At 47.5% G+C, this 11337-nt stretch carries 11 protein-coding genes; 5 read left to right on the top strand and 6 right to left on the bottom strand.

Going from position 1 to position 11337, the window contains the following annotated elements; all coding sequences use genetic code 11:
- Nucleotides 1-23 precede the first annotated feature (23 nt).
- Nucleotides 24-641, top strand: a complete 618-nt coding sequence (locus tag J2W69_RS04950; RefSeq protein WP_310275170.1) for a TetR/AcrR family transcriptional regulator — start codon at nucleotides 24-26, stop codon at nucleotides 639-641.
- A gap of 27 nt (nucleotides 642-668) precedes the next feature.
- Here the strand turns inward: J2W69_RS04950 and J2W69_RS04945 are convergent, their stop codons facing one another.
- A complete protein-coding gene (locus J2W69_RS04945) occupies nucleotides 669-1121 on the bottom strand; it encodes a hypothetical protein (protein ID WP_310275168.1) in 453 nt (150 codons plus the stop codon).
- A gap of 182 nt (nucleotides 1122-1303) precedes the next feature.
- Between J2W69_RS04945 and J2W69_RS04940 the strand changes: the two genes are divergently transcribed.
- On the top strand, nucleotides 1304-2131 hold the full coding sequence (locus J2W69_RS04940; protein ID WP_310275166.1) for an ion transporter: 828 nt from the start codon (nucleotides 1304-1306) through the stop codon (nucleotides 2129-2131).
- A 166-nt stretch (nucleotides 2132-2297) separates the two neighbouring features.
- Nucleotides 2298-4916, top strand: coding sequence for a DUF2339 domain-containing protein (locus J2W69_RS04935; protein WP_310275164.1), 2619 nt, complete (start codon nucleotides 2298-2300; stop codon nucleotides 4914-4916).
- 18 nt (nucleotides 4917-4934) lie between these two features.
- Here J2W69_RS04935 and J2W69_RS04930 read toward each other — a convergent pair whose 3' ends face one another.
- Complete coding sequence (locus tag J2W69_RS04930; RefSeq protein ID WP_310275162.1) at nucleotides 4935-5717, bottom strand: hypothetical protein; 783 nt, start codon at nucleotides 5715-5717, stop codon at nucleotides 4935-4937.
- Between the two features lie 222 nt (nucleotides 5718-5939).
- Nucleotides 5940-6335: a rhodanese-like domain-containing protein gene (locus tag J2W69_RS04925; protein ID WP_310275160.1), complete on the bottom strand. Its 396-nt coding sequence runs from the start codon at nucleotides 6333-6335 to the stop codon at nucleotides 5940-5942.
- A gap of 155 nt (nucleotides 6336-6490) precedes the next feature.
- On the opposite strand from J2W69_RS04925, the gene J2W69_RS04920 reads away from it, so the two are divergent.
- Nucleotides 6491-7435, top strand: coding sequence for a helix-turn-helix domain-containing protein (locus J2W69_RS04920; protein WP_310275158.1), 945 nt, complete (start codon nucleotides 6491-6493; stop codon nucleotides 7433-7435).
- Between the two features lie 186 nt (nucleotides 7436-7621).
- A complete protein-coding gene (locus J2W69_RS04915) occupies nucleotides 7622-8083 on the top strand; it encodes a hypothetical protein (protein ID WP_310275155.1) in 462 nt (153 codons plus the stop codon).
- On the opposite strand, the gene J2W69_RS04910 is transcribed toward J2W69_RS04915, so the two are convergent.
- The 3 genes from J2W69_RS04910 to J2W69_RS04900 are packed head-to-tail and all read right to left on the bottom strand — an operon-like array spanning nucleotide 8080 to nucleotide 11336.
- Nucleotides 8080-8820: a substrate-binding periplasmic protein gene (locus tag J2W69_RS04910; RefSeq protein ID WP_310275153.1), complete on the bottom strand. Its 741-nt coding sequence runs from the start codon at nucleotides 8818-8820 to the stop codon at nucleotides 8080-8082. The two genes, J2W69_RS04915 and J2W69_RS04910, sit on opposite strands and share 4 nt — an antisense overlap.
- A gap of 13 nt (nucleotides 8821-8833) precedes the next feature.
- Nucleotides 8834-11110: a patatin-like phospholipase family protein gene (locus tag J2W69_RS04905; protein ID WP_310275151.1), complete on the bottom strand. Its 2277-nt coding sequence runs from the start codon at nucleotides 11108-11110 to the stop codon at nucleotides 8834-8836.
- 43 nt (nucleotides 11111-11153) lie between these two features.
- Complete coding sequence (locus J2W69_RS04900) at nucleotides 11154-11336, bottom strand: hypothetical protein (protein WP_310275149.1); 183 nt, start codon at nucleotides 11334-11336, stop codon at nucleotides 11154-11156.
- Nucleotide 11337: the final 1 nt, after the last annotated feature.

Raw genomic sequence — 11337 nt, 5'->3', positions numbered from 1 at the left:
AAAGCCCGGCGTTGGAGTGCCCTATGACAGAAAAACAAAAACGACATACAGATCCGGCCTTAGCAGAAGCACGCAGAAACCAGGTCCTGACCGCGGCGGCAGATTGCTTCCGTCGTAAAGGTTACCATGGTGCTGGCATGGCTGAGATCTCAAAAACTGCAGGGATGAGTGCTGGTCATATTTACAATTATTTCGACAGCAAAGAAGCCATTATCGAAGCTATTATTCAGCAAAATATGGAAGAAATGTTTTCTATATTTCAGCAGTTTGAAGACCACCCAGGCGATCTGTTAACCACTATGCTCGATGGTGCGGATCAAGGCGTTGAACGCCATACAGATAAAGAGAAGAATGCACTGGACCTGGAAATGCTGGCAGAAGCCGCCCGCAATCAAAAAGTCGCCTTTTTGATGCAACAATCTGACACCCATGCCAGAGACCGAATGAGACGTCTACTGACAGCGGAACGCAGTCTGGTGAAAGATGCCACAGACAAAGAGCTGGATGCCCGCATCAATGTGATTTTTGCCATGATAGGTGGCCTGGCGATGCGCCGGACTTTATACCCGGAGCTGCAAAAAGACACCATCTTGCTGGCTTTACGCCCTGCACTGCGGACTTTATTGTCGCCCTTTGAATAGAAAACTGATAAGGCAGTAGCTGCTGCCTTATTTTTCTTTGCCCTGAAACTGATTCATAGTCGCCATCGCATTGGCCCAAAACAGAATAGAGCTTTTATCATTGCGCTGTACTGCGCTACTTAAAGCATCTTTGGCTTTTGCAGTAAAATCCATAGCCTGGTTATCCGTAGAGGCTTGCTCATCTGAACTTTCGGTTTTGCCTGAATACAACAATACCCGAAACGCCTGCTCCTGCTCTGCCGGAATTTTTCCGCTGTCCAGCCCCTTGCTCAGCCAGTCAGATAATTGCTTACGGCTCATATGGTCAAAAGCTAAAGTTTTGCTTTGTGCAGTTTGCTCAGCACTACCCTCTGCTGGTTTTTCCACTGTTCCGGTGGCAGATTGAGGTTCAGATTTGGCCACAGCTGTATACAAAGCTGAATACTGATTTGAGCGTATTTGGCTTAATGTTTCAAAAAGATTGCTGTTATCCAGCTTCATACACTATGTCCTCTATTCCTTACCCTCTTTGACTCAAGTAGTACCAAAGCAAGATACAGGCCAGCGCTAAAAGCCATTCCTTTGACAACTCTGTGACGCCGGTTTAAGGACAGCTACCAAGTTCATGGTAACGCAGCTACAATGCGGCAAATTTTTTTAGTCGCTCCAGTCATGAGAGAAAAATGAAACCACAAAATATGCAACAAAAAGTGCTGCAGTTGGTCGAGACATCCTGGTTTAATCACGGTATTTTAGTGCTGATTTTAATCAACGCTATTTTATTAGGTCTGGAAACCTCGGCTTCACTGATGCAGGATTTTGGCTCAGTGATACTGCTGGCAGATAAAATTTTGCTGGCGATTTTTGTCATCGAACTGCTGCTGCGTATCTTTGCCTACCGCTTGCGTTTTTTTAAAGACTCCTGGAGTTTGTTTGATTTCGCCGTAGTGGCTATAGCTTTGATGCCAGCGACAGGTCAGTTCTCCGTACTACGGGCGTTAAGGGTGCTGCGGGTATTGCGTTTATTGTCGATCGTACCTTCAATGCGCCGTGTGGTTTCAGCTCTGCTGGGCTCTTTACCTGGTTTAGGCTCGATTGCTATGGTGCTGGTACTGATTTATTACGTTTTTGCCGTTATTGCGACCAAGCTGTTTAGTGCTGCTTTCCCAGAGTGGTTTGGCTCTATTGGCGCTTCCTTCTACACACTGTTTCAGGTGATGACATTAGAAAGCTGGTCTATGGGTATTTCCCGCCCTGTGATGGAGCAGTTCCCTTATGCCTGGGCCTTTTTTGTGCCTTTTATCTTAATCGCCACTTTTACTATGCTGAATCTTTTTATCGCCATTATCGTCAATACCATGCAAACCTTTACCGATCAGGAACATGCGGCGGAGCGGGCTGAAGATAAAAAAGCTGAGCAGGCCGAACAACAACTGATGCATCAGCAACTGGCTGACATTCAACAAGAGTTAAAAGCTTTAAGAGAAGAGCTGAAACAACGTAACACCTAATACTCTGTTCAGGCCGCGGCACTGAGTCGCGGCAGTTCTTTGACTATCCCGCCTTTGCATTCCTTTTCTGCTTCAGCTGGTTTAAGCTGATGTTTCTTTGATGTTAATCACTTATACAATGGAGTGTCAGGATGGCTTTTCATCTATCCATTTTCAGGCCTGATGTATGACTAGTTTGCTTTTTTTAGTCAGCATTATTGTCATTATTGGTGCGCTTTGTGGTATAGCTGCCCTGCTGCAACTGAGCCAAATCAAAGCTGAACTGGCAGCGCTGAAAAAGCAGCTCAACGGCAAGACCCCATTAACCTCAGGCACAACACAAAACCCGGAGCCTGATGCCGTGTCACCCCTTGTGGTAACGCCATTTATGGCTCAGTCTGTTAATCCCGCACCTGCAGCAGCTCTGAATCCACTTAATCCTTTAGCTGTTCTGCCTCAAGCCCGGCCTGCTCCAACGATAGAGAAAAACACAACTCCCGCTTCATCTGACTTTTTTTCTGCACTATCAGGCTGGATAGAGCAGCAACTGATTAAAAGAGGCATGGTTTGGCTTGGTGCTTTGGCTCTGGCCTTAGGTGGCATCTTTTTAGTCAAACATTCACTGGACGCTGGCTGGTTATCCCCTTCTTTGCGTATCGCGTCCGGCATGGCTTTTGGTCTGGCTTTAATTATCGGCAGCGAATGGCTGCATAAACGCAGTCAGGGTCATGCGCTGAACAACTACGCGCCAGCTGCTTTGTCCAGCGGCGGTTTTATCAGCCTTTACGCTGCAGTGCTGGTGGCACTCGACTGGTATCAACTGATTAGTCCTGCTGTTGCTTTTCCGCTCTTAGGTATTATTGCTTTAGCTGCGTCCTGGCTGTCCTTGCGACAAGGGCCTTTATTGGCGTTGATTGGTATTGTTGGCGCTTATATTGTGCCTGTGCTGGTATCCACAGATTCAGGCAATGTACCGGCTTTACTGGCTTATATTTCGCTGGTGACTGCCTCTTCGGTGCTGGTGGAGCAGAAAGTAAAAAGACCCTGGCTTTGGTGGCTGCCCATGTCGGCCCATCTGTTATGGCTGTTGGCTGCCATCTGGATTGCGACCTCTGATCAGTTATGGGCCTTCTGGCTGGTACTTTGTGGCAGCTTTGTGTTGCTGGCCTGGTTACCCCGTATCGGCTTTAAAGCACAACATCTGGAATTGACTCCTCTGCCGATGCGCCAGTGGTGGCCCCTCAGCCGCGAGCTGATACTGGCTCTGGCGCTGCTGCTCTTAGCGTGCTGTGCCCTGCTTAATACCGCAGATCACATCAGTTTTAGCGGCATGCTGCTGTTTATTTTGCTGCTGCAGTGCTGCGCTGCCACGGACAGCAAATCAGAACTACTGATTTGGCTTAGCTTTATACCCGCCTTATGCTGGCTGTTGCTGGAACCTTTGGATCTGTCCGCAGACCCTTATGTGCTCAGCAGCACCAGCTTAAACCAACATTTACTGCTGGTGGCTGTATTTACGCTGCCACTGATCAGTGCGGCATTTAAATGGCCAGAACGTTTGCAATGGAGCAGCGCTTTGGCTGCCCTGCCTGTGTTGTTATTGGGTTTAAGTCACGGCCAGGCAAAGCCTGAAGTGCAACAACAGATCCAACTGCTCTGGACTACATTGGCCTTAATACTGGTTGCAGTTCAAAGTGCGATGGCGCATACAAGTAAACACAAAGCTGCAGCTTTTATTCAAATGGCAGGAGCCAATTTTGCGTTGACCTTATGTTTTACCTTATGGCTGTCCGACGCAGCTTTAACTTTAGCTATAGCGGCTCAACTGGTGCTGCTGACCCTGCTTGGCATCAAACTCAGGATGCCGGTACCAAACTGGTTGATGAAGCTGATTGGTGCTGCAGTGTTAATTCGTCTGACCACAGCACCTCTGATGGGGCACTATGAGAATGAACTTTTACTGGGATTGCACTGGTCTTTTGTGGTCTACCCTGTTGCCTTATTCTGTTTTGCGCTGAGCTGGTATTTATGGTTTAGAACGGCACTTCGCAGCTACCTGGAAGGGGCTTTATTGCATTTAGTTGCGGTATTTATCACGGTACAAACCCAATACTGGCTGAATGATGCTGTGGTTGATTTTACCGATATGAACTTCAAGACCCTGAGTATTCAGGCCTTTAACTGGCTACTGCTGGCCTGGGTATACCAGTGGCGCAGTAGCAAGGCTGGCGGCACAGCCCCTCTTTATCGAACTGCGGCTTCAACTTTAGTGGTATTGGTTGCGCTGGCGCATCTGCAGCTCAGTCTGGCACAAAACCCGTTCTGGCATGCAGCGTCTCTGGGTTCACTCCCCCTGCTGAACCTGTTGCTGTTGATATGGGGTTTACCGGCTTTGATACTTTGGGCTTTTAGTCGCTTGTCGTTATCTGCCCGCCTGACCACATCAGCCTTATACACAGCTGTGGGCACCGCCGCTTTGTATTTGACGGGTTCTATCCGGCATTTCTGGCAGGATGGGCAAATCCTGCTGAGTTTGCCAACTTCGGTCGCCGAACAATACAGTTATTCACTGGTGTTTTTAGTCATTGCCATCACCACTGTATTACTGGCGCAATGGCAAAACAAAGCTGGGGCGCGCAAAGCAGGTTTTGTGTTGTTAAGTGCCGTGGTGCTGAAAGTTTTTGTAGTGGATTTAAACGACTTAACAGGGGTACTCAGAGCCTTGTCTTTTATCGGTTTAGGTTTAAGTCTGGTGATACTTGGCTGGCTGTTTCAGCGTTTACAACGAGCTGAAACAACCACTTAGTAACAAAGCACGGCAGCATCAGCTTAACAGTGCCTCTTGCTCTAAAAAACAGCCTTTTTGTTGCAAGGCGTCAATCAAGCCATAGAAGTGGTGCTTTTCAGCCAGTTCTATGGCTTTGGTCAACTGATTTGGGTGCCTGGGTTTATTGTTAAACAAGGCCATCCAGGGGCTGAAATCGGCTGGAGTGACAAAAGTCAGTTTGTCACCCAAGCGCTGTTTTAATAAATCAAACAGCTCTAAAGCGGCGGCATCAAAATCAAAAGCACAATAAATTTGCTGGTATTGCTGATAAAAGGGCATCAGCAAAGCACTGCTGGCTTTGCTGCCAGAGGCAAAACCAATATCAGTGTTGTGCAGAGAAAAATCCAGCGCCAGCATCTGACCACAGACCGGAAGTAACTGCTGGTACCGGAAAAAGCATTCTTCATTTTCAATCAACAACAGGGTAGGTTTCGCCTGATAACTCTGGTAGTGATCAGTGCCATCCAGCACCACCACTTCAGGTTGTCGATTCTGACACAACTGGTGATACACCAATTGGTAACCAAAAGAGGTATTGACCTGATGCGAGTCGCCAGTCTGAGCCGCTTCTTTGCGTGATGCAGGCTGCAGCGCTTGCTGTTCAAGCTGGCGAAACAAAGTTTCGGATACAATGCTCACCTGCCAACGACCCGACCCTAACTGCCGTACTTTAAAGATTTCTGACTTTTTCTGATAAAACAGCGGCGGCAGCAATTCCAGCATACGGCCATAATGCACAGGCTTGCCCTGACGAATTTGTTGCAGGTATTTCTTTAACATTCACGCTCCCACTGCGGCTTTGGCTTGCTTCTGTTAGCAGTGAACCGCAAAGCAAGCGGCTTGGCAAGTGTCGCGAAAGCTTTATCAACTTGTCATAAAAATGCCACGGTTCAGCCGGATAATGAGCCCCAGTTAAGTGCGAACCCTGTGTACATGTTGCTTTAACTCTCTGGATTGTCCTGGATTTTTATGAGGGAAACCCCTGTGGTTCTCCCTCTTTTTTTATTCAAAGCACAGACTAAAACCTTCATCCAGCCACCCCGTCACTCCACCTATCATCTTTTTAACAGGCCTCTGTAATTGAGCAAGTTTTAATGCAGCCTTATCTGCACCATTGCAATGAGGTCCGGCACAATAGACAACAAATAAAGTGCCAGCAGGATAAAGCGCCAGACTTTCTGCAGAAATCCGGCTATGTGGAAAGGATACAGCTTCAGGCAAATGGCCTTGCAGATAAGCCGCTTCCCCCCGAACATCCAGCAATACAAAATCCTGCCGTTTATTGCTGATGGCATGGTGCAAGTCCCAACAATCGGTTTCAAACTGCAATAAAGCGCTAAAATGGGCCACAGCCTGCCCGGATCCCGCTGCTGCTGGTCTGGATACCATAGATGACATAAGTGTGATTCCTGTATGAAGTACTTTGTGTAAAAAGCCTTGATGATGTTCAGCAACACTCTAATTCACAGGCACAGCCAACACTATTGGCTGAAAAGACACAATAAGATAGTATTAAGCCAAATCTGGTGATCAAACTGCTTCGGAGCACTGTCATGCATAAAGTTGCTATTTTATTAGGCCCTGCAGTAGCTACTTTTGAGTTGGGTTGTGCTTCAGAGTTATTTGCGTTAAGCCGGCCTGAGTACCCGAACTGGTATCAGACCGATATCATCAGTTTTCATCAGGGGCCTTTCATAGCAACAGGTGGCCTGCAATTGCTGGTACCTCAGGTGCAGGATTTAACAGGGTACGATACGATTTTGATCCCAAACTGGTCTGTGTCGCAGCCTGAACCTCCAGCTCAGCTGCGCAGTCAGTTAATTGCAGCTTATCAGCGTGGAGTCCGGCTGATTTCGTTTTGCTCAGGCGCATTTTTGCTGGCAGAACTTGGCTTACTTAAAGGTAAAGCGGCCACCACCCACTGGCGCTATGCCGATGAATTTCAACGGCGTTACCCCGACAGCAGGTATCAGCAGAATGTGCTCTATTGTTTTGATGGCCAGATAGGTTGCTCTGCGGGTAGTGCGGCAGCTCTGGATTTAGGTCTGGCTGTGATCCGGCGGGATTTTGGCTTTGAAATCGCCAATCAGGTAGCCAAAAGAGCCGTCATTTCAGCTCATCGCGAAGGTGGACAAGCGCAATTTGTCGCACAGCCGCTACAGAAAAAAACCAATTTACTCAGCACCACTATGGACTGGGCTTTATTACATCTGGATCAAGCTATAGCTATTGAGCAACTGGCCGATAAAGCAGGTATGTCCAGACGCAGTTTTGATCGGCATTTTAAAGCCAGTACAGGGTTAAGCCCATTGCAGTGGTTAGTGCAGCAGCGATTACAACTGGTGCAGCATTATCTGGAACAAGGCCAACATTCGATAGAACAAATTAGTGATCTGACAGGTTTTGGTTCAGCATTGAACTTGCGTCAGCAGTTTCAAAAACAATTGGGGATCAGTCCCCGTCAGTATCAACGCCAATTCAGCTGCAATCAGCTGTAAGCTACGGCATAGCTGACGGCAAGTTTCATGTAAGAAGATGTGAAAAACGGCCAGATTTTGCCGTAATTCGCCCCATGATCCGCTATTTTCCTGCGTTTTTAGACCACACAACTCTGGCACCAAATTTGCTCCTGTTTATGCAACAGGTCACATAGATGACTTCGGCATAAAGCTCAGGAGATTAATATGTTCGGTATTTCCGCTGCAACACAGTCCCTTAGACTGGATAGTCAGTTATTGAAATCCCCCTCTTTTGGTAAAGACAGAGTCTTTATTGAAGACCCTTATACCGAAAAAGTCAGTCTATCGGATGGAAAACCCGATCCGGATATGACCTATCAACATCTGGCCACAAGCAACAGAACCCAACCCCCTGCATCAGAGGGCACAACTCAAAAAAATAATGAAGCCAATGACCAGCTGGATAAAAAAGATCCGGACAGGCTCGATACTTTGATGTTGCAAGTGCTGGATGCCAAAATGGGCATAGACAGGAAAAAACTGGAAGAAATAGAAAAGAAAATTGAAGCCTTGCTCAATAAAGAAGGCGAACTGACGGAAGCTGAGAAAACCCAGCTGGACATACTGCAAAAACAAAAAGAACAACTGATCAAAGAAAGTGCGAAAAAGCTGACAGAACAAGGCTAATTCAAAGACTGACTCAACTGCCGGGTTTGTTTTTTCAGTTGTTCAACCCGGTCAGAATCCTGCCATTTTTGCAGCAGCTGGCTCACCTGTTGTTGTAACTTCTGATCGGTAAAACCAATTTTATGCTCTGCTTTTGGAAACAGATCAAAACTTTGCACCTTATCGGCAGATAAACCTTTTTCGGCCCAGCGCCGATAAAAAGTCACTTTATCCAGCACCAGCAACTGGGTACGTTGTTGTTGCAACATGTCAATGGCCTGATTGTGATCCACCACTTCCCTATAGGATGGCGAACTTTGCACCGCCTGACTAAATTCAGTGCCGAGAATTTTGGTCGCATTCTGAAAGCTGGCCACAGAATAAAGTCCCATATCCTTAACCTGCTGCAACTGGTGCGGAAAACCGGACAAGGCAAATACCAGATTATGGAACTCCAGATAAGCTTGGCTGTAAAACAGCCCGGCTAACTGCTCTTCACCTTGTCGTGCAGCCATATCCAATTGCTTATTTTGTAACATGAGGCTGAGTCTGGCGTGTGGCACAGCCACGAATTTCACCTGATAGCCCAGTTCACCCAGCAACTGTCGAAACAATTCAGTTTCAAAATGAAGGGTGTTGCCTTGTTTTTGTGGTGCGGTGTTTTGACTCAAACCGACCCGCAACTCTGTTTGCACTGAGCTTGCCAGACAAGGAAAAGAACACAAAAGCACCACTAACCAGCCACTGATCTTATTCATTATTCCACCCTGCTCAGAAATTGTGCCCCAAAGATAAGTAGTAGCGATACGCCCTGCCATTTGTATCATCTTCCGCCCGACCGTACCCCAGATAGACAGGACCAAAAGGACTATCCCAGCCTGCAAAGACACTGCCGGCCCAAATCCAGTCGGTTTCATTGGCAAGGCGTTCGAGCTGGATCATATTGCCGTGCACCAAACCTTTTTCCACTGAAGCGCCCAGATAAAAAGGTGAATTAATGATGCTGAATCTGTTTTCACTCATTTTATACAAGTACACCAGGCTGCCAAATTTCACTTCGCTGCCAAACAGATAGTTTTTCGGATAACCAGACAGGTTTAATAAACCGCCCAGCGAAAACTGTTCCATCGCCACATCCGGATCGCCAGGCGTATAACTTTCATGACGCCAACGGGTACGCAAAATATGGCGTTCAAAGAAACTGCGGGCGGCCAAAACTTCAACAGCATGACTGCGACTGCGGTATGTTTGCCCAAAAGCGCTGTCATCCAGCCACTGCCAGTTGGCACTAATACGAAAACCCCGGCTTGGAAAAGCCGGGTTATCTAATCTGTCCCAGACAAAATCCAGCACTGGCCCCTCACGCTGATACCCCAGCTTGCTAAAGCCCAACTCGTCCACCCCTGCCACCGGAATACGGAAGTAACCATCTTTGTCAGTCCAGCCCGAACTTAATCTGGCATGATCAGACAAGTTCCAGCCCGCTTTGGCTGTCACTGTGGTTTCTTTATTGGATAAGTCACCCAGAGATAATCCTTCAGAATCCTCCAAAGCCAAAATAGTGGTATCGCGCATTATTTGTGCGCTGACAAAAGTGGCTGGTGTAAAGATGGGCCAATACAACTCTAAGCTGATCAGCTTATCTGTCCCCAGCGCCAATTCATTGTGCCACTCTGCACCCAGCTCCGAAATATTAGTGTAAGTGTAGGAAGCAGCCAGTTGGTAATATCTTTTATTACGGAAGTCATCTTCCATAGTAAAACGGAAATTCAGATAACCAGGCCCCCAGCCTTTTTCCACGGCCCGAACTTTTAATGTGGTGTCTTCACCTTGTTTATTTTGCTCCAGCTGTAAAGACACTCGCTCCAGCGTATCGACGCCATACACCTGTCGCAGACCTTCTTTGAGTTTTTTACTGTTGTAATTTTGACCTTCTTTTAACGCCAGCCTCTGTAACAACACCTGATCGGACAACAGGCTTTGATTATCCAGCTCAATCCGATCAACTCGAATGCTGGTCGCTTGTTTTGCTCTGTGAGCTGCCAGCCAGTCCGGAAAATGCTCTGGATAGGCAAAACTGGCCAGTGCAGCAGCTTGCTGTTCAGCACTGACACGACCCGCGTCGATGGAGGCAGGCAACTGGTCAAAATCCAAAGTACCAATTTTTGCCACCTCAGGATTGAGCAGTAAATCCTCAGGCCCTAACAAAGCAATTTGTTGATCAACCACCTGACGCACTAAAAAATTGGTTAACTGATCAGTCACGGCAAAAGCAGAATCCAGCTGTTCTTTACTTAGTAAGGGTGCATCAATAGCGACGGCTATGACTCTGTCTGCGCCTAACTCTTTAGCAATACTGACAGGCAGGTTGTTTGCCACACCACCATCCACCAACACCCGGCCGTTAAGCTCCATAGGCCGCACTACGCCGGGGATTGACATAGAAGCCTGCACGGCCTGCAATAAACTGCCCTGACTCATGACCACAGTGTCTCTGTTGGTTAAGTCTGCCGCCACAGCACGAAATGGGATGGGCAACTGGTCAAAATGACTATGATTTAACTGGGCGCCATAAGCTTCCAAAATCAGTTCCGCCATGGCCTGACCTAACAACACACCTTTAGGGATTTTAACGCCCGAACGACTTAAACCCAGCCCCAGCCGGATTGGATACTGATCTTGTTGCTGCTTGCGTCGCACAGGCATTTCATCACGATGCACTTTATCGCGAAAACCTGTACTCCATTCCAAATGATCGAGGATCGACTGGATTTCATCCGGACTGTGACCTGTAGCATACAAGCCACCAATAAAGGCGCCAATGCTGGTGCCTACGATGAGGTCTACAGGTATACCTTGTTGCTCCAGTTGTCGGATCACGCCAAGATGAGCACCGCCCCTGGCGCCACCTCCCCCTAAAACTAAAGCGATACAAGGCCGGTTTTTGACTCTGGCACAAGGCTCCTGCCCTGTGACTTCAGACTCTGCGGCAAACAACAGATCACTACACAACAGTGCTGCAACCCACAGCCCCATTTTTGCCTTCATGCACAGCTCCTCTGTTTTAATCTTCCATTCTTAAATTACATTATTAAATACGAAGTTGAATAATCAGGTTTTTTCCTGGTTTTGCCGCTTTAGAGTTGAGTCCTTTCTGAGTTGTTGCTAAGGTTTCTTCACGCCTGTCCAAGCCTTCACTATCCGGGATATTTTTGAAGCTGCCGACACTCCGGTTCTGATACTTTGCTTTTTTATCTACTATGACAGCATTCACA

This window comes from Rheinheimera soli, from assembly GCF_031457405.1.
Classification (GTDB): domain Bacteria; phylum Pseudomonadota; class Gammaproteobacteria; order Enterobacterales; family Alteromonadaceae; genus Pararheinheimera; species Pararheinheimera soli_A.
This window is presented reverse-complemented; position numbering and strand designations above follow the sequence as displayed.

Coding starts and splice junctions, on each gene's coding strand:
- J2W69_RS04950 (WP_310275170.1), top strand. CDS start 24: ATGACAGAAAAACAAAAACGACATACAGATCCGGCCTTAGCAGAAGCA.
- J2W69_RS04945 (WP_310275168.1), bottom strand. CDS start 1,121: ATGAAGCTGGATAACAGCAATCTTTTTGAAACATTAAGCCAAATACGC.
- J2W69_RS04940 (WP_310275166.1), top strand. CDS start 1,304: ATGAAACCACAAAATATGCAACAAAAAGTGCTGCAGTTGGTCGAGACA.
- J2W69_RS04935 (WP_310275164.1), top strand. CDS start 2,298: ATGACTAGTTTGCTTTTTTTAGTCAGCATTATTGTCATTATTGGTGCG.
- J2W69_RS04930 (WP_310275162.1), bottom strand. CDS start 5,717: ATGTTAAAGAAATACCTGCAACAAATTCGTCAGGGCAAGCCTGTGCAT.
- J2W69_RS04925 (WP_310275160.1), bottom strand. CDS start 6,335: ATGTCATCTATGGTATCCAGACCAGCAGCAGCGGGATCCGGGCAGGCT.
- J2W69_RS04920 (WP_310275158.1), top strand. CDS start 6,491: ATGCATAAAGTTGCTATTTTATTAGGCCCTGCAGTAGCTACTTTTGAG.
- J2W69_RS04915 (WP_310275155.1), top strand. CDS start 7,622: ATGTTCGGTATTTCCGCTGCAACACAGTCCCTTAGACTGGATAGTCAG.
- J2W69_RS04910 (WP_310275153.1), bottom strand. CDS start 8,820: ATGAATAAGATCAGTGGCTGGTTAGTGGTGCTTTTGTGTTCTTTTCCT.
- J2W69_RS04905 (WP_310275151.1), bottom strand. CDS start 11,110: ATGAAGGCAAAAATGGGGCTGTGGGTTGCAGCACTGTTGTGTAGTGAT.